Source organism: Pseudomonas sp. AC172 (assembly GCF_979258595.1).
Genome location: NZ_OZ409868.1, coordinates 3524711 through 3542859 on the forward strand (window position 1 = coordinate 3524711; position 18149 = coordinate 3542859).

Genomic DNA, 18149 nt, shown 5'->3' on the forward strand with positions numbered 1-18149 from the left:
GGAAACCGACGGTACTACATGAAAAGAATGCTGATTAACGCAACTCAACCCGAAGAGTTGCGTGTTGCACTGGTAGATGGCCAACGCCTCTACGACCTGGACATCGAATCCGGTGCACGCGAGCAGAAGAAGGCCAACATTTATAAAGGCCGTATCACTCGCATCGAACCAAGCCTTGAGGCTGCCTTTGTCGATTTTGGCTCTGAGCGCCATGGCTTCCTGCCCCTCAAAGAAATCTCCCGCGAATACTTCAAGAAAGCCCCCGAAGGCCGCGTCAACATCAAGGACGTCCTGAGCGAAGGCCAGGAAGTCATCGTTCAGGTCGAAAAAGAAGAACGTGGCAACAAGGGCGCAGCCCTGACCACCTTCATCAGCCTGGCCGGTCGTTACCTCGTGCTGATGCCGAACAACCCGCGTGCCGGCGGCATTTCCCGTCGCATCGAAGGCGAAGAGCGCAACGAACTGCGTGAAGCGCTGAACGGCCTGGTTGCACCGGCCGACATGGGTCTGATCGTGCGCACTGCCGGCCTGGGCCGCAGCAGCGAAGAAATGCAGTGGGACCTCGATTACCTGCTGCAACTGTGGACCGCCATCAAAGAAGCCTCGCTGGATCGCTCCGCGCCATTCCTGATCTACCAGGAAAGCAACGTGATCATCCGCGCCATCCGCGATTACCTGCGCCAGGACATCGGCGAAGTGCTGATCGACAGCGTTGAAGCCCAGGACGAAGCCCTGACCTTCATCCGTCAGGTGATGCCGCAGTACGCCAGCAAGATCAAGCTGTACGAAGACAGCGTGCCGCTGTTCAACCGTTTCCAGATCGAAAGCCAGATCGAGACCGCTTTCCAGCGCGTTGTTGAACTGCCTTCCGGCGGCTCCATCGTCATCGATCCGACCGAAGCTCTGGTGTCCATCGACATCAACTCGGCGCGCGCCACTAAAGGCAGCGACATCGAAGAAACCGCTCTGCAGACCAACCTTGAAGCTGCCGAAGAAATCGCCCGTCAGTTGCGCCTGCGCGACATCGGCGGCCTGATCGTCATCGACTTCATCGACATGACCCCTGCCAAGAACCAGCGCGCCGTGGAAGAGAAAGTCCGCGAATGCCTGGAAGCCGACCGCGCTCGCGTGCAGATCGGTCGCATCTCGCGCTTCGGCCTGCTGGAAATGTCCCGTCAGCGCCTGCGTCCATCCTTGGGCGAAAGCAGCGGCATCGTCTGCCCGCGCTGCAACGGCACCGGCATCATCCGTGACGTTGAATCGCTGTCGCTGGCGATCCTGCGCCTGATCGAAGAAGAAGCCCTGAAAGACCGCACCGCTGAAGTGCGCGCTCAGGTGCCAATCCCGGTCGCCGCGTTCCTGCTCAACGAAAAACGCAACTCGATCACCAAGATCGAACTGCGCACCCGTGCCCGCATCATCATTCTGCCGAACGATCACCTCGAAACGCCGCACTTCGAAGTACAGCGTCTGCGTGACGACAGCCCGGAAGCCGCGACCAACCAGTCCAGCTACGAAATCGCTGCTGCCGCTGCCGAAGTCGAAGAAGTCCAGCCAGCCGCTGCGACCCGTACCCTGGTTCGCCAGGAAGCAGCCGTTAAAACTGCACCGGCCCGTGCCAACGCTCCGGTTCCGACCGAAGCCGCCGCGCCTGCTGCTCCAGCACCGGCCCCGGTTGCCGCGCCAGAGCCAAGCCTGTTCAAAGGCCTGGTGAAATCGCTGGTCAGCCTGTTCGCCACCAAAGAAGAGCCAGCCGCTCCGGTTGTGGTTGAAAAACCAGCCAGCGAACGTCCGGCCCGTAACGAAGAACGTCGCAACGGTCGTCAGCAGAGCCGCAACCGTAACGGTCGCCGCGATGAAGAACGCAAGCCACGCGAAGAGCGCGCTCCACGTGAAGAACGTGCGCCGCGCGAAGAGCGCGCTCCACGTGAAGAACGTGCGCCGCGCGAAGAGCGCGCGCCACGTGAAGCCCGTGAAGTCCGCGAGCCACGTGAAGCTCGCACCGAAGCGCCAGTAGCCCGCGAAGAGCGCGCACCACGCGCCCCGCGTGAAGAACGTGCTCCACGTGCGCCGCGCGAAGATCGCAAGCCACGTGGCGAGCGTGAAGAGCGTGTACGTGAACTGCGCGAGCCACTGGACGCCGTTCCAGCCGCTGCAGCAGCCGCCGTTGCCGTGACTGCTGAAGAGCGTCCGGCCCGTCAGCCACGCGAAGAGCGCGCACCGCGTCCGCCGCGTGAAGAGCGTCAACCGCGTGCCGAGCAGGCCGCTGCTGCCGTCGCTGAAGAAGAAGTGAACAGCAACGAAGAGCAACTGCCGGAAGACGGTTCGGAGAGCGCCGAAGGCGATCGTCCACGTCGTCGTTCGCGAGGTCAGCGTCGTCGCAGCAACCGTCGTGAGCGTCAGCGTGATGCCAACGGCAACGTGATCGAAGGTTCGGAAGAATCCGAAGCCGGCGAAAACGCTGAAGAGCCAAGCACTGCCGATCTGGCCGCCGGCCTCGCTGTGACCGCAGCCGTTGCCAGCACCGTGATCAGTGCTCCGGCGGAAGCCCAAGCCCACGAGCAAGCTGAACGCGCCACCGCGGCCGTTCAGGAAACTCCTGAAGTGGAAGCGCCGGTTGTTGAAGCGACTACTCCGGTAGAAGTGGTTGCTGCTCCGGAAGTCGAAGTGGCACCGGTTCAGGAAACCCTGCCTCAGGTAGAACCAGCGCCGTTCGTGGTTGCCGAGCCGGTTGTTGAAACCGTCGCTGAAACCGTGACCGAAACCGTGCGTGAAGTTCGCGAAGAGCAGACCGCTTTCAACTGGGTTGCCGAGCCAGCTGTGACCGAAGCACCAGCCCCTGTTGCTGAAGCCGAAGTCCCGCAAGCCATGGTTTCCGAGCCAGTGGTTGTGGCTGCCGAACCTGCTCCAGCGCCAGTCGTTGAAGCTCAGGTGGTTGAAGCGCCTGCGGTTGAAGCGCCGGTAGTTGCCGAAGCGCCAGCCCCAGTGGTTGAAGCACCGGCTCCGGTCAGCGCCCTGACCCCTAGCGGCCGCGCGCCAAACGACCCGCGTGAAGTGCGTCGTCGCAAGCGTGAAGAAGAGCGTCTGCAGAAGGAAGCCGAACTGGCAGCCGCTGCTGCTCCGGTCGCCGAAGTGGTCGAGGCAGCGCCTGCCCCGGTTGCTGAGGAAGCGGTTGTCGAAGCGGTGATCGCTGAAGCACCACGCTCCGTTCAGGACGCGGTTGAGCAACACCAAGAAGCCGAGGAAAAAGAACACGAGCCTAAACCACTCGTGTAATTCCCGAAGCCGTTAAAAAGCCCCGCCCGGTGAAAACCTGGCGGGGCTTTTTTTATGCCATTTAAAAGATCTTTTGATTTTGATTATTGCGTGAAAACCAGCGCCTCCGGCACATCGATATCCCAAAGCACCCCAGGATCATCGACGGCAATCTCAACCACCCTGCCCTGCTTGAACAACGGCCTCGCCCCACGATCACCGCTCAACGCCTGTAACCCCGAAGCAAACGACCGCCCAAACCCGACCGGATGGCCATACTCGCCCTCCTGCACCGGCACGCTCACCGCATCATCGGCGATGGCCGCGACCACTCGCTCGATACTCGACGGCAAGATAAACGGCATATCCCCCAGCACAATCAACCAGCCATCGGCGTCCGGGCAAGCGGCGACACCGGCGGCAATGCTGTCACCCATGCCGGTCGAGTCAATCGAAACGATATCGCAACCGTACGCCTGCGCCATGCGCATGGCCTGCGGGCGTGCTTCGGTCGTGACCAACACGCGTTTATCAAGACTCGGCGGCAAACTCACCAATACCTGCTCGATCACCGAACGCACCGCGCCATCCCGCCCGGTGCAGTCCGCCAACAATTTATCCTTGTCAGCACCCGCCACCTGGCGAAAGCGACTGCCCTCGCCCGCTGCCAGCACAATCACTGCAATGGACTGACTCATGCGTCCTCCAGTGTTTTTTCTGCTTCAACTCGACCCCGTTCTTGATCGCGACGATTTCTGCCAACAAGGACAAGGCAATTTCTGCCGGCGAATGACTACCGATGTGCAGGCCGATCGGTCCGTGCAAACGATCGATAGCCTCTACCGACAAGCCTAGTTGAGCCAGATTCTCCCGACGTTTCTGGCTGTTGATCCGCGACCCGAGCGCGCCGACATAGAAAGCCGGCGAATCCAGCGCCGTCAGCAGCGCCATGTCATCCAGCCTTGGATCGTGGGTCAGCGCGACAATCGCCGTGCGTTCGTCGGTCTGAATACTCAACACCGCGTCATCCGGCATACCCGGGACGAATCGACCGTGATGCTCTTCCCAGCCATAAACGAATTCGCTGCGCGGATCGCAAATCAGCACTTCAAAATCCAGTAGCCGCGCCATGTCCGCGACGTAGCGCGACAACTGGCCGGCGCCGATCAACAGCAAGCGCCAGCGCGGACCGTATATCGCGCGCAAGGTTTTGCCGTCGAACGCCAGCGAATCGGCTTTGCTCGCTGTCGCCAAAAGTACTTCCCCGGTTTCGATGTTCAGCTCACGGGCAACGATTTCGTGTGCTTCACAACGCGCGAGCAACTTGGCAACCCACGCAGGATCGCCGATCCGTTCTTCAGTCAGGCGCAGCGTACCGCCACAGGGCAAACCGAAGCGCGCCGCCTCTTCCCGCGTGACGCCGTAGGTGATCAGTTGCACCGGCGGCCCATCAGTGACGATCCGGCCGTCATGCAGGCGCGCAATCAAATCATCTTCGACACAGCCGCCCGACACCGAACCAATCACCACACCATCCTCGCGCAAGGCGAGCATCGCACCGGGAGCACGGGGCGCGGTGCCCCAGGTCTGCACCACGCTGAACAGCACCACCCGCTGTCCGGCGCGGCGCCATTCGAGGACGCTGCGCAGGACATTGAGATCGACGCTGTCCATCAGGACTCTGCCTTCTGCCAGCCCTGCAACTGATAGCGTACCGGCAGATTGCGGATACGCTTGCCGGTCGCCGCGAAGATCGCGTTGCACAAGGCCGGGGCAATCGGCGGTACGCCCGGCTCGCCGACACCGCCCAAGGGCACGTCGCCCGGCGGCGTCACCAGATGCACGGCGACTTCCTTCGGCGCCAGCGACATGCGCGCCACTTCATACATGTGGAAGTTGTCCTGCTGAACCTTGCCGCCCTTGAAGCTGATTTCACCCAGCACGGCATTGCCCAGGCCCATCACACAAGCGCCTTCGAACTGCGAGCGAATGCGCTCGGGGTTGATCTGCGGCCCACAATCCACCGCGATGTCAGCCTTATGCACGATCAGCGTACCGTCGTCTTTGACCTCGACTTCGATCACCGCCGCCACGTAGGTGACGAAGCTGTAATGCACCGCCAGGCCAAGACCCCGACCCTTGGGCAGTTTGCGCCCCCAACCGGCAGCCTTGGCGGCGGTTTCCAGCACGGTGCGCATGCGTCCGGTGTCGATCGGATAACGCTCGGGAGATTCGCCGTAGTTCCACTCTTCGCTCAAGGTACGCGGGTCGATCTGCCGATCCGCGCCGAGCAGTTTGATCTGGTATTTGAGCGGATCTTCGCCGGCCTTGTGCGCCAGCTCATCGACGAAACTCTGGATCGCGAAACCATGGGGGATGTTCGACACCGAGCGATACCAGCCGACCCGTGTGTGCACGGTCGCTTCGGGGTTTTCCAGACGCACGTTGGGAATCGCGTAGGCCATGTTGGTGAAGCCCATGCCAAGTTCGAATGCCGCTTCATGGTTCATGCCCGGCGCAAACAACGCGGTGATGCTCGGCGCCACGGTGCGATGCAACCAGCCGGACGGCATGCCGTCCTTGCCCACGCCCGCTTTGAGGTACTCAGCGGACACGGTGTGGAAATACGAGTTGTGGATGTCATCTTCACGCGTCCACTGCACCCGCACTGCTTTACCCGGAAATTCCTTGGCCAGGATCGCCGCCTCAACAACGAAGTCCGGCTTGGATTTACGCCCGAAACCACCGCCGAGCAGCGTGACATTAAAGGTGACGTTGTCGAATGGCAGACCAAGGCGCTCGCCGATTCGCTCACGGGTGACTTGCGGCGCCTGACTCGGTGCCCACGCTTCGCAAACACCGTCCTGGTAGCGAGCAATGGCGACCATGGGCTCCATCGGTGCCTGCGCCAGATGGGGTAAATAGTAGGAAGCTTCGAGGGTGCTGGCAGCGTCGCTCAGGGCTTTATCGATATTTCCGGTATTGCGCACCACTTTGCCGGGCTTGAGCGAAGCGGCTTCCAGTTCCTTGCGGTAGGCGATCGAGTCGTAACTAGCGTTCGGGCCGTCATCCCATTCGATTTTCAACGCCTCGCGGCCCTTGATCGCTGCCCAGGTATTGCTCGCCACCACGGCCACACCGCCCAACGGCTGAAACTCTGAAGGCAATGGACGACTTTCAATCTGCATCACTTTGAGTACGCCAGGGACTTTCAGCGCAGCGCTGTCATCCAGCGATTTGACCTTGCCGCCGTACACCGCCGGACGAGCGATGGTGGCGTACAACATGCCATCGAAATGCACATCGGCGCCGTACACCGCACGACCGTTGACGATGTCGTCACCGTCGATGGCTTTGCTGCCTTCCTTGCCGATGTAGCGGAACTCTGACGGCTGTTTGAGGCGCAGACTGTCGCGCGTCGGCACCGGCAACGCACTGGCGGCAGCGGCGAGCTCGCCATAACCCAGCTCACGGCCAGACGGTTTGTGAATGATTTTATGCAACTGCGCGTGGCATTCGCCGATCGGTACTTTCCACTGCGCGGCCGCCGCTTGCTCCAGCATCGTGCGCGCTGCCGCGCCGCAACGCCGCATCGGTTCATACCAATGGCGCATGCTGCGCGAACCGTCAGTGTCCTGGTTACCGAAACGCACTTCATCACCCGGCGCCTGTTGCACTTTGACGTGGGCCCAGTCGGCTTCGAGCTCATCGGCAACGACCATGGTCAGACTGGTGCGCACACCCTGGCCCATCTCCGAGCGGTTGCACACTACGGTGACGGTGCCGTCGGCGGCGATGCTGACGTAGACCTTCGGATCATCAATCCAGCCATTGGGCATACCATCGGCGCCAAACTGTTTCGGCTTGTCCTCGGCCAACGCATCCTGCCAACCCCAACTCGCCGCAAGCACCAACGCCCCCGTGGCGCCGACGCCCTTGAGGAAACCGCGACGACTCAGATTGCCAAGGGCGAAATCATTCGGGAGACGGCTCATGCTTTCGCCTCCTTCAAATGCGTGGACGCCTGACGGATAGCGGTTTTGATCCGGTTATAGGTGCCGCAGCGGCAAATGTTGCCGACCATGGCCTCTTCGATCTGTTCGTCGCTCGGGTTCGGGTTGGTTTTGAGCAGCGCCGTGGCCGACATGATTTGCCCACCCTGACAGAAACCGCACTGAGCCACAGCACTGTCCAGCCAGGCTTGTTGGACTACCTGACCCACCGGGTCGGCGTGCAAGTTATCGATGGTGGTGATGTTCTGGCCTACCACCGAGCCGATCGGCGTGATGCAACTGCGCGCGGGCAAGCCATCGATATGAATGGTGCAGGCACCACACAGGCCCATGCCGCAGCCGAATTTGGTGCCGTTGTAACCCGCAACATCGCGGATAGCCCAGAGCAGCGGCATGTCTTCCGTGACATCGAGGGAATGGTCTTGACCATTGAGTTTCAGGGTAATCATGGGCACGCCCGCATATTTTTAGTGGTTATGGGGTCGAGCAATCTGCCGCCATTGAATCGGCGGTGGTTCACGCAGATCGACTCAGGCTAATCAGGCTCTCTTGTGCCGACGCGAACGCCTGCACCGGGCCTTTGGTGGAGCAAATGACGGTTATCGTTAGCTCGCTAAGTTAACCCAGCATTAACGAAAAAGCCCTGCTGAGACAGGGCTTTTCAGTTATGAGCTTTTAGCTACAAGCTGCAAGTAAATGCAGTAGCTGGCTCACGATCAAGATTGTAGCTTGCTGCTAGAAGCTTGACGCTCGCAGCTGCTTCAATACCGGTTGGGCTCCATCTCCAACTCGACATTGAAACGTTCGGCAATGTCTTTCTGGATGCGTTGCGCCAGATCGAGCAGTTGCAAACCGGTTGCCGCGCCGTAGTTGACCAGCACCAGCGCCTGCAATTTATGCACGCCGGCATCGGCCTCACGGAAACCTTTCCAGCCAGCGCGCTCGATCAGCCAGCCAGCAGCCAGTTTCATTTGCCCGTCCGGTTGAGCGTAAGCCACTACATCCGGGTGCTGCGTTTTGATTTGCGCGACGACGGCCGCCGACACCAGCGGATTCTTGAAGAAGCTGCCGGCATTGCCGAGCACTGCCGGGTCCGGCAGTTTTTCACTGCGGATGCTGCAGATGGCGCGGCTGACATCGGTCGGCGTCGGCTGCTCAATACCCTGCTCGGTCAGGCGCTGACGCACCGGGCCGTATTCCAGATGCAGATGCGCGACGCGATCCAGTTTGAAGCGCACGCGCAGAATCAACCAACGCCCAGGCTGCTGCTTGAACAGGCTGTCGCGGTAGGCAAAGTTGCACTCTTCGAGGCTGAAGTCGCGCAGCTCGCCGCTCTGGCGATCCAGCGCGGTGAGCCCGGCAAACACATCCTTGATCTCGACACCGTAGGCACCGATGTTCTGCATTGGCGCAGCGCCGACGGTGCCGGGAATCAGGCTGAGGTTTTCCAGTCCGGAAAAACCCAGCGCCAGCGTGTGCTGAACAAACGGATGCCAAGGCTCGCCGGCTTCAGCTTCGATCACCACACGGTCGCCGTCATCACTGGTCACGCGGATGCCACGGGTGGACATGCGCAATACCAGCGCTGGAATGTCCGCCGTCAGCAGCAAATTGCTGCCACCACCGATCACCAGCAACGGCACATCGTGCGCGGTGGCATACGCCAGCGCTTCGCGGACATCAGCATCGCTGTGGGCTTCGGCGAACAGTTGCGCGCGCACATCGACGCCGAAACTGTTGAACGGTTTCAGGGAAACCTGCGGTTGCACCTGCAAACTCATAACCGGCCCTTCACTTCGATCAACAGTTGGTCACACGCAGCTTCGATCAGATCCAGCACCTGCTCGAAACCCTGATCGCAGTCGTAGTACGGATCCGGCACTTCATCGACCAGTCCGGCATAGCGGCGCAGAAACAGATCCAGTTCGGCCTTGCCGGTGGACGGTTGCAGAGCCTTGAGGTTGCGCAAGTTGCTGTTGTCCATCGCCAGAATCAGATCGTAACTGGCGAAATCGGCACGACTGACCTGCTGCGCGCGTTGCGCCGACAGGTCATAGCCGCGCACTTTGGCGGCGGCTTGGCTGCGTTTGTCCGGCGGGTTGCCGACATGCCAGTCACCGGTGCCGGCGGAGGCCACTTCGACCTGATCCGCCAGCCCCGCTTCACGCAGTTTGTGCCTTAAAACGCCTTCAGCCGTGGGCGAACGGCAAATGTTGCCCAGGCACACAAACAGAACGCGCATCAGGCCCCCAGCAGGCGACGAACGCGCTCGAGGTCTTCGACAGTGTCGACGCCGGTGGGCGGCGCGATCAACGCGTCGGCGACGTGAATCCTCACGCCGTGCCACAGGGCACGCAGTTGTTCGAGCGATTCAGTGTTTTCCAGCCAGCACGGACCCCAACTGACGAAGTCCTGAAGGAATCCGGCACGGTAGGCATAAATGCCGATGTGGCGACGGTACGGCACGCCTTCGGGCAATTGCTCGCGGCTCTTGGCGAAGGCATCGCGTGCCCACGGCAAGGTCGCGCGGCTGAAGGTCAGCGCCAGACCGTTGAGGTCGCTGACGACTTTGACCACATTCGGATTGAACAGGGTTTCCACGTCTTCAATCGGTTCGGCCAAAGTGGCCATCCGCGCTTCGGTGTGGGCGGCCAGATTGGCAGCCACCTGATCGATCACGCTCGGCGGGATCAGTGGCTCGTCGCCCTGCACGTTAACCACGATCGCGTCAGGATCAAGGCCCAGTTTCGCCGCGACTTCGGCCAGACGATCGGTGCCGGAGTTGTGGTCTTCACGGGTCAGCACCACTTCGGCGCCAAAGGTCTTGCAGGCCTCGACGATGCGCGCATCGTCAGTCGCTACCACTACGCGGGAGGCGCTGCTTTTGCTCGCTTGTTCCCAGACGTGCTGGATCATCGGCTTGCCGGCGATGTCCAGCAGCGGCTTGCCAGGCAAGCGGGTCGAGGCGAAACGCGACGGGATGACAACGGTGAAGGCGGTGGTCATTTATCCAGACGCTCGTCGGTGGTCAGGGTGCGCGCTTCACTTTCGAGCATCACCGGGATGCCGTCGCGGATCGGGTACGCCAGACCGGCGCCCTTGCTGATCAGCTCGGTCTTGTCGGCGCTGAGCTTGAGCGGGCCTTTGCAGATCGGGCACGCGAGGATATCGAGCAATTTGGTGTCCATGAACATTCCCTGAGTAAAGAGTTAAGGCAAAAGCCGATCGGGCAACAGGCGCATCAGCTGTGTGTCGAACCAGGCCACGAAGGCCGGCGACGGCACGGCATCGACCGCCAGATACCACCAGTCGGCTGCAGCGAAGGCACGGCACTTCACCGCGTCCTTTTCAGTCATCACCAATGGCAATGACGGTGTGAAATTCAAGACCTGCACGCTGTATTCGGCGTGATCGGCAAACGCATGGGGGACTGCCCGCCAGTCTAGCGCTTCGAGGGTATTGAAGAAACGTTGCGGATTGCCGATCCCGGCGACGGCGTGCACGGCCTGGCCGGAGGGGAAATGATCGAGCGGCTTGCGCTCGCCACTGCGCAGATTGACCAGCGCGGTGGGTTGTAGACGAAAAGCGAAACCGTCGTCGCGATCTGCTGTGGCACCATTGAACAGAACGCCGTCGACACTTTGCAGACGTTCGATCGGCTCACGCAACGGCCCTGCCGGCAAGCAGCGTTTATTACCGAGGCCGCGAGCGGCGTCGATCAGCACCAGCTCCAGATCCCGCGCCAGACGATAATGCTGCATGCCGTCATCGGAGAGGATCAGATCCAGCGGTTCGCTGGCGAGCAAGGCTTTGACGGCGGCGCTGCGATCGGGGTCGATCATCAGCGGCACGCCGGTGCGCTGGACGATCAGCAACGGTTCGTCACCGGCAATGTCAGCGCTTTGCTGCGCCTCAACGCGCCATGGCAGTTGCGGCGGTTTGGCACCGTAGCCACGGCTAACCACGCCGACGCGCAAACCACTGCGCCGGCAATGTTCGATCAGCCATAGAATCATCGGCGTCTTGCCGGTGCCACCGACAGTGATATTGCCGACCACGATCAACGGCACCGGCGGCTGATAGATCTCGCCTTCACCGTCGAGAAAGCGCTGGCGCTTGTTGATCACTACGCGGCGATACAACATTTCCAAAGGTCGCAACAGCGTCAAGGCCGGGTGCCCCTGATACCACGCGGCGAGCAAACGATCGGACAGGCTCATCAGGATTTGGGCGCCGCCTCGACCGTGGTCATGCGCAGATGGCTGAAACCGAGCTTGCCGGCCGCGTCCATGGCGGTGATCACGGATTGATGCTGAGTCTTGCCATCGGCACTGATCGACAACGGCATGTTGGTGTCGCCGTTGGATTCTTTCTGCATGGCTTCCATCAGGGTCGCCAGATCACTCTTCGGCAGAATCTTGTTGTTCACCGAAAACACGCCTTCGGCGCTGATGGCCACGTCGATCTGCTTGAGCTGCTGATCTTCAGCCGGCGAGCCGCTGACCGCTTCCGGCAGGTCGACGCGCAACTGGGTTTCACGAGTAAACGTGGTGGTCACGACGAAAAACAACAGCAGAATGAACACCACGTCGATCAGCGACGCGAGGTTGATGTCGATCGTTTCCCGAGGCTTGCGACGGAATTTCACGCGCGGCCCTCGGCCAGATCGACGTCACGGTCGCCCTGCACCACTTCAACCAGTTTGATCGCTTCCTGCTCCATGCCCACCACCAGTTCATCGATGCGGCGTTGCAGAAACCGGTGGAAGAACACCGCCGGAATACCGACCATCAGGCCTGCCGCGGTGGTGATCAACGCTTTGGAAATACCACCGGCCAATACCGAGGCGTTCGTGGTCATGCCTGAGCCAGTGAAGGCGCTGAAAATGTCGATCATGCCTAACACGGTGCCCAGCAGACCGAGCAACGGCGACATGGCGGCAATCGTGCCCAGCGCGTTAACGTAGCGCTCGAGCTCGTGAATGACCCGAGCGGCGGCCTCTTCAATGCACTCTTTCATGATCTCGCGACCATGCTTGGAGTTGGCCAGACCGGCGGCGAGGATTTCCCCCAGCGGCGAATTGGCGCGCAATTCCTTGAGCTTTTCTTTATTGAGCTGCTTGTCCTTGATCCAGACCCAGACCTGGCCCAGCAGATGCTCGGGGGTGACGCGACTGGCGCGCAGGGTCCACAGGCGTTCGGCGACGATCGCCATGGCCGCGATGGAACTCAGAATGATCGGCAACATCATCCAGCCGCCGGATTTGACCAATTCCCACACAGTGACAGTCCCCTCGAAAAAGTGCGCCACTTTACCATACCGATTGACGATTAAGACCCGCCGCCCCGACGACCGTGATGTGGCATCCATGCTGGCACCGATCAACGGGCGAGCACAGGCGTATCGCGCCAGAAACGCCGCTGTTGACGCATCGTCCACGGCGCTTTGAAGCGGCCCAGTTGCAGATGAATGGCACCCTGTTCGGCGCTGTCGTAAATGCGCAGGCCCAGTTTGCGATAACGCGCCAGTACGGTCGGGTGTGGATGGCCAAACGAATTGCCATGACCTCGCGAGATCAGCACGGACTCAGGCTTCAAGACGTTGAGCAGCGCCATTGACGATGAACTGCGGCTGCCATGGTGAGGCGACTGCAGCCATTGCGTCGGCACGGCCAGTGGACTGTCGATCAGCACGCGTTCGGCGTGGGTGTCGATATCGCCGGTCAGCAGCAGGCGCTCGCCATTCGCCTCGATCTGCAACACGCACGAACGCTGATTGCTGTCGTGAGCGTCCGCCCACTGCCAGAGCTCAAAACGCACGCCGTCCCACTGCCATTGCCGGCCGCTTTCGCAGGCTTCGGCGCCCAATTGCGCGGGCAGTGCTGCCGGGTCGCCGCTGATCACTTGCGCAATGGTCAAACCGCGCATGATCGCCAGCGCACCACCCGCGTGATCGGCGTCTGCATGGCTGAGCAGCATCAGATCGAGGTTTCCCACGCTGAGTTTGCGCAACGCGGGCAACACCACACGCTCGCCGAGATCGAAATCGCCAAAGCGTGGCCCCGCGTCATAGAGCAACGCGTGATGGCGGGTACGGATCAGGACTGCCAGGCCTTGGCCAACATCGAGCTGCCAGACATCAGCCAGGCCTTCGGCCAATCGCTCGCGGGGTGGCATGGCCAGCAGCAACAACAGTGGCCAGCCCAGTGGCCGCAGGGGCACTCCGCGCGGCAACAGCAACAACACGGCGCCGAGGCTGCCAATCGCCCAGACCCAAGTGGTTATCGAGGGTGCGATCCACGCCGGCCAATGCCCGGCAATCATTGCCAGCGCGCGAAACAACACCTCGATCAAACCGCCGGCCAGCCACAGCAGGCCTGCGCCAACATAAGGGACAGGCAACAACACCGTCCCTAGTAGCGCCGGCGGTAACACCACAAGACTGACCCAGGGCACAGCGAACAAATTGGCCAGCGGCCCGCTAAGACTGATCGGCAAGTTCAGCGCCAGCAACACCGGGCATAAACCGATCGCGATCAACCATTGCGCCCGTGTCCAGGTCTGCCACCAGCGCCACACCCCCAAACGACCGCCAAAGGTAAAGATCAGCACCGCCACCGCCGCAAACGAGAGCCAAAAACCTGGACGCAAACTGGCGAGCGGATCCAGCAACAGCACACCATTGAACGCCAGCAGCAACGGCCACCATGCCCCCAGATGACGAAAGCGCAGCCGCCACAACAGCACCAGCCCGACCATCACGCAGGCCCGCTGCACCGGCACATCGAACCCGGCAAGCAGGCCATAACCAAACGCTGCCGCGAACGCCAGCCCACAGGCCCATGGCAGCCAAGGCCAACGCAATGGCCACAGGCCAAATCGCGCCAACCCTGCAACCAGCCAATACATCACCGCTGCCAGCAATCCAATGTGCTGCCCGGAAATCACCAGCAAATGCACGGTGCCGGTGTCCTGCAGAATCTGCCAGTCCTCGCGACTGAGCCCCGAGCCATCGCCCAATACCAGGGCAGCCAGTGCGCCATTTCGTCCTTGCGCATCCACACTCAGCAAGCGCTGACGAATGCTGTCGCGCCAGGCCCAGCGTGCTTCGCTCAGGCGCTGGCCGTCCTTGATCGTGCCCGTCGCTCCGATGCGTTGCGCCAGCAGCCACGCCTCATAGTCGAAGGCTTCGGGATTGCGTAATCCACCGGGACGCTTCAACTTCACCGCCAAACGCCAGCGCTCGCCGCTGTTCACCGGAGGCCCGGCGTACCACGCGAGCCGCATCAGCGATGGCAGTTTTTCGTGACGGGAGCGCGCATCAGCCAACTCGAAACGCACCACGCCGTCGCTGTTTTGCGGCAACCCGACCACCCGTCCCTCGAGCCAGCGGGTTTCGCCATCCAGTTCAGTCGGCAAACGATCATTCAACGCCCATTGCGCACCGACGCTGGCCCACGTGAAACCAAACAGCAAAAACGCTAACGGATAGCTGCGAAACGGCAGCAACATCAAAGCCGCCACCGGCAGCAACAGCATCAACCAGACCGGCGGTAATGCCGGCATAAAAACCGGGGCCAGCAGACCGACTGCCAGCGCCATCATCCCTGTGCGCATAAGCCCGTCCTTGAGAGTCCCGTACTTAGGCATAGCGGGTGTCGGGCACGGACGTCGTCAACAATTGTCACAAAGTCTGAATGGGCGCTTCGTAGAATCCAGACATACTTGCCGCCTTAACCGACCGAGAAGCCTTATGCCCCGGCGCTTATTCAAACGTTACATGCCCGACCCGACGAGCATCAGGGAACACAAATCCTTACGCTTTCTCGGCAAGTTGCTGCATGACCCGAACCTCTGGCACCTCAATCGCCACTCGGTCGCGCGGGCGATGGCGGTCGGCCTGTTCGCCGCATTCCTGCCGATTCCGGCGCAGATGCTGGTGGCCGCCGCCCTTGCCGTCATGGTGCGGGGGAACATGCCGATTGCGGTCAGTCTGGTGTGGCTGACCAATCCGATCACCATGCCAGCGGTGTTCTTTTGCACTTATCAGGCCGGGGCGTTTTTGATGGACGTGCCCGCCCGGCATCTGCCGGATGAACTGACCTGGGAGTGGATCAGCGGCGAGTTGTCGACGCTGTGGCAACCATTTTTGCTCGGTTCGGTGGTGGTAGGACTGGTGCTCGGTGCCCTCGCCTATTGCCTGGTGATGATGTACTGGCGCTGGTGGGTCGCGCGGCAATGGGCGCGGCGCAAGAAAAGCCGCATGCGCTGAATGCAAAACGGCCTCCGCAGTGGGAGGCCGTTTCGTTTTGTGGCGTCTGCATTCGCGAGCAGGCTCGCTCCCACACTGGATCTTTGCTGTGCCGGAGATCCCCTGCTCGCGAAGCAGTCGACTCGGTCCTAAGTCAGGTACGCATCCCGCGCCCACTCACCAGCAACCGTGCGCAACCGAGATACAACACCACCGTCGCCACCAGCATAAAGGTGATCGCAATGCCGATCTTGATATCCGAGACACCGAGAATGCCGTAACGGAAGGCGTTGACCATGTGCAACACCGGGTTGGCCAGCGACACGGTCTGCCAGAACGGCGGCAGCAAGGTGATCGAGTAGAACACCCCACCCAGGTACGTCAGCGGCGTCAGCACAAACGTCGGAATGATCGAAATATCATCGAAGTTGCGCGCAAACACCGCGTTGATGAAGCCCAGCAGCGAAAAGATCGTCGCCGTCAGCACCACCACCAGAATGGTCACCCCGAGGTGATGCACCTGCAGATGGGTGAAGAACAGCGACAGGATCGTCACGATCACGCCGACCATCAGGCCACGCAATACGCCACCAATGGTGAAGCCAATCAGAATCGTGTGCGGCGAAACCGGCGACACCATCAGCTCTTCGATGGAACGCTGGAACTTGCTGCCGAAGAAACTCGAGACCACGTTGCCGTAGGAGTTGGTGATCACCGACATCATGATCAGCCCCGGTACGATGTACTCCATGTAAGTGAAGCCACCCATATCACCGATCTGCCGACCGATCAGGTTACCGAAGATCACAAAATACAGAACCATGGTGATTGCCGGCGGCAGCAGCGTTTGCGGCCAAATCCGCGTGAAGCGTTTGACCTCACGGTAAACAATGGTCTGCAGGGCGACGAGGTTGGGACGGAATTCGGAACTCATACCGCCACCTTCGACAGATTTTTCTCCACCAGGGACACGAACAGCTCCTCGAGGCGATTGGTTTTGTTACGCAGACTCAGCACTTCGATGTTCTGCTGTGCCAACTGGGTGAACAACGCCGTGATGCCCATGGATTTGTCGACCTGGACTTCCAGGGTGTGACCGTCGATCAACCGGGCGGGGTAGCCGAGCAATTGCGGCGTGGCGTGCAAGTCGTTTTTCAGGTCCAGCAAGAAGGTTTCCACGTGCAACTGGCCCAGCAATTGTTTCATGCTGGTGTTCTCGACGATGGTGCCGTGGTCGATGATGCCGATGTTGCGGCACAGCTGCTCGGCCTCTTCCAGATAGTGCGTGGTGAGAATGATGGTGATGCCTTTCTGGTTCAGTTCGGTGAGGAACGTCCACATCGACCGGCGCAGTTCGATGTCGACGCCTGCGGTCGGTTCATCGAGGATCAGCAGACGCGGCTCATGCACCAGCGCACGGGCAATCATCAGACGGCGCTTCATGCCGCCGGATAGCGAACGCGACGGCACATCACGCTTGTCCCACAGGCCCAGCTGGGTCAGGTACTGCTCGGCGCGCTCCTTGGCGATCTTCGCCGGAATGCCGTAGTAACCGGCCTGGGTCACGACGATGTCGAAGGTCTTTTCAAACTGGTTGAAGTTGAATTCCTGGGGCACCACGCCGATCGAGCGCTTGAGCTGCGCAGGATTTTTGTCCAGGTCATGGCCGAAGATATTCACCGTGCCGCTGGTCTTGTTCACCAGGGTCGAGAGAATGCCGATGGTCGTGGATTTGCCGGCACCGTTGGGGCCGAGCAAGGCGAAAAAGTCACCTTCGGCGACGTCCAGATCGATACCACTCAAGGCCTGGAACCCGTTGCCGTAGGTTTTGGTTAGCTGCCGGATGGACAGAGCGGAACTCATATCTGATTTACGCACCAAGAAGGGAAGAAAGGGATAAATAAGGGCGGGCGGCGAGGGATACAACCGCAGCACTAGAGCGCAATGGTGCTTGCCGCCGCCGCACAAGTACAGTCAAGTGTGTCGATAGTAGGTATTAAGTCAACGCGGTCATAACGGCTTTTTTGTACGCCGGACGCTGTTTCAGGCGCTCATACCAGGCTTGCAGATGCGCTTGTGGCGCGCGTTCGATGGGCATCTCGAACCAGGCATAAATGAAACTGCCCAGCGGTATATCGCCCATGCCGATGTCTTGTCCGGAGAGATACGGCTGGCTGGCCAAGGCTTGGTCCGCCATGCTCAGCAGCTCATTGCATTCCTTGATCGCGGCATTGATCGCAGCCCAGTCCCGCTTGTCCGCCGGCGTGCGCAGAACGCCCCAGAACACCGTGCGGAACGGACCGGCAAAACTCGACGTGGTCCAGTCCATCCACTTGTCAGCGACGGCGCGGGCTCGCGGATCCGCCGAATACCAGTGGCTGTCGGGCGCATGTCTGGCCAGCAGATAGCGGACGATGGCGTTGGATTCCCACAACACGAAACCGTCGTCTTCGATCACCGGCACCCGGCCGTTCGGGTTCATCGCTCGGTACTCGGGTGTATCGACAACGCCGAATGCGCCGCCAGCATCAATCGCCTCGTAGGCCAGTCCGAGCTCTTCAGCAGCCCACAACGGCTTCCTGACATTCGATGAGTTTTTCCGTCCCCAGATCTTCAGCATGACCGCCTCTT

The 18149-nt window shown here is 60.8% G+C and carries 17 protein-coding genes; 2 read left to right on the forward strand and 15 right to left on the reverse strand.

Going from position 1 to position 18149, the window contains the following annotated elements; all coding sequences use genetic code 11:
- Positions 1-18: 18 nt before the first annotated feature.
- Positions 19-3276, forward strand: a complete 3258-nt coding sequence (rne, locus tag ACZ0A4_RS15850) for a ribonuclease E (RefSeq protein WP_463575508.1) — start codon at positions 19-21, stop codon at positions 3274-3276.
- 83 nt (positions 3277-3359) lie between these two features.
- On the opposite strand, the gene ACZ0A4_RS15855 is transcribed toward rne, so the two are convergent.
- From ACZ0A4_RS15855 to ACZ0A4_RS15910, 12 genes are all read right to left on the reverse strand, one after another.
- Positions 3360-3953, reverse strand: coding sequence for a nucleotidyltransferase family protein (locus ACZ0A4_RS15855; protein WP_463575509.1), 594 nt, complete (start codon positions 3951-3953; stop codon positions 3360-3362).
- Positions 3880-4929, reverse strand: a complete 1050-nt coding sequence (locus ACZ0A4_RS15860; RefSeq protein ID WP_463575510.1) for an XdhC family protein — start codon at positions 4927-4929, stop codon at positions 3880-3882. The genes ACZ0A4_RS15855 and ACZ0A4_RS15860 overlap by 74 nt, the downstream gene beginning before the upstream one ends.
- Positions 4929-7250: a xanthine dehydrogenase family protein molybdopterin-binding subunit gene (locus tag ACZ0A4_RS15865; RefSeq protein WP_463575511.1), complete on the reverse strand. Its 2322-nt coding sequence runs from the start codon at positions 7248-7250 to the stop codon at positions 4929-4931. The genes ACZ0A4_RS15860 and ACZ0A4_RS15865 overlap by 1 nt, the downstream gene beginning before the upstream one ends.
- The gene (locus ACZ0A4_RS15870; RefSeq protein ID WP_463575513.1) at positions 7247-7717 is read right to left on the reverse strand and encodes a (2Fe-2S)-binding protein; all 471 of its coding nucleotides are present in this window, start codon (positions 7715-7717) and stop codon (positions 7247-7249) included. Before ACZ0A4_RS15870 ends, ACZ0A4_RS15865 begins: the two co-directional genes overlap by 4 nt.
- Before the next feature lie 312 nt (positions 7718-8029).
- Complete coding sequence (gene murB / locus ACZ0A4_RS15875) at positions 8030-9049, reverse strand: UDP-N-acetylmuramate dehydrogenase (protein WP_463575515.1); 1020 nt, start codon at positions 9047-9049, stop codon at positions 8030-8032.
- Positions 9046-9510 (reverse strand): low molecular weight protein-tyrosine-phosphatase, encoded by a 465-nt coding sequence (locus tag ACZ0A4_RS15880; protein WP_463575516.1) that lies wholly within the window; start codon positions 9508-9510, stop codon positions 9046-9048. The genes murB and ACZ0A4_RS15880 overlap by 4 nt, the downstream gene beginning before the upstream one ends.
- Complete coding sequence (kdsB, locus tag ACZ0A4_RS15885) at positions 9510-10274, reverse strand: 3-deoxy-manno-octulosonate cytidylyltransferase (protein ID WP_463575517.1); 765 nt, start codon at positions 10272-10274, stop codon at positions 9510-9512. The genes ACZ0A4_RS15880 and kdsB overlap by 1 nt, the downstream gene beginning before the upstream one ends.
- Entirely contained in the window at positions 10271-10456 is a 186-nt protein-coding gene (locus tag ACZ0A4_RS15890; protein ID WP_003174668.1) for a Trm112 family protein, read from the reverse strand. Before ACZ0A4_RS15890 ends, kdsB begins: the two co-directional genes overlap by 4 nt.
- Before the next feature lie 21 nt (positions 10457-10477).
- Positions 10478-11488 (reverse strand): tetraacyldisaccharide 4'-kinase, encoded by a 1011-nt coding sequence (gene lpxK / locus ACZ0A4_RS15895; RefSeq protein WP_463575518.1) that lies wholly within the window; start codon positions 11486-11488, stop codon positions 10478-10480.
- A complete protein-coding gene (locus tag ACZ0A4_RS15900) occupies positions 11488-11916 on the reverse strand; it encodes an ExbD/TolR family protein (RefSeq protein WP_463575519.1) in 429 nt (142 codons plus the stop codon). Before ACZ0A4_RS15900 ends, lpxK begins: the two co-directional genes overlap by 1 nt.
- Positions 11913-12548 (reverse strand): MotA/TolQ/ExbB proton channel family protein, encoded by a 636-nt coding sequence (locus ACZ0A4_RS15905; RefSeq protein ID WP_007908216.1) that lies wholly within the window; start codon positions 12546-12548, stop codon positions 11913-11915. The genes ACZ0A4_RS15900 and ACZ0A4_RS15905 overlap by 4 nt, the downstream gene beginning before the upstream one ends.
- A gap of 101 nt (positions 12549-12649) precedes the next feature.
- Positions 12650-14884, reverse strand: coding sequence for a DNA internalization-related competence protein ComEC/Rec2 (locus ACZ0A4_RS15910; RefSeq protein WP_463575521.1), 2235 nt, complete (start codon positions 14882-14884; stop codon positions 12650-12652).
- 136 nt (positions 14885-15020) lie between these two features.
- Here ACZ0A4_RS15910 and ACZ0A4_RS15915 point away from each other — a divergent pair, with 136 nt between their 5' ends.
- Positions 15021-15539 carry a DUF2062 domain-containing protein gene (locus ACZ0A4_RS15915; RefSeq protein WP_007908202.1) on the forward strand — a complete coding sequence of 173 codons (519 nt, stop codon included), beginning with the start codon at positions 15021-15023 and terminating at the stop codon, positions 15537-15539.
- 133 nt (positions 15540-15672) lie between these two features.
- On the opposite strand, the gene ACZ0A4_RS15920 is transcribed toward ACZ0A4_RS15915, so the two are convergent.
- From ACZ0A4_RS15920 to ACZ0A4_RS15930, 3 genes are all read right to left on the reverse strand, one after another.
- Positions 15673-16452 carry an ABC transporter permease gene (locus tag ACZ0A4_RS15920; RefSeq protein WP_008087860.1) on the reverse strand — a complete coding sequence of 260 codons (780 nt, stop codon included), beginning with the start codon at positions 16450-16452 and terminating at the stop codon, positions 15673-15675.
- Entirely contained in the window at positions 16449-17381 is a 933-nt protein-coding gene (locus ACZ0A4_RS15925) for an ABC transporter ATP-binding protein (protein ID WP_463575523.1), read from the reverse strand. The genes ACZ0A4_RS15920 and ACZ0A4_RS15925 overlap by 4 nt, the downstream gene beginning before the upstream one ends.
- Positions 17382-17514: 133 nt before the next feature.
- The gene (locus ACZ0A4_RS15930; protein ID WP_463575525.1) at positions 17515-18138 is read right to left on the reverse strand and encodes a glutathione S-transferase family protein; all 624 of its coding nucleotides are present in this window, start codon (positions 18136-18138) and stop codon (positions 17515-17517) included.
- Positions 18139-18149: the final 11 nt, after the last annotated feature.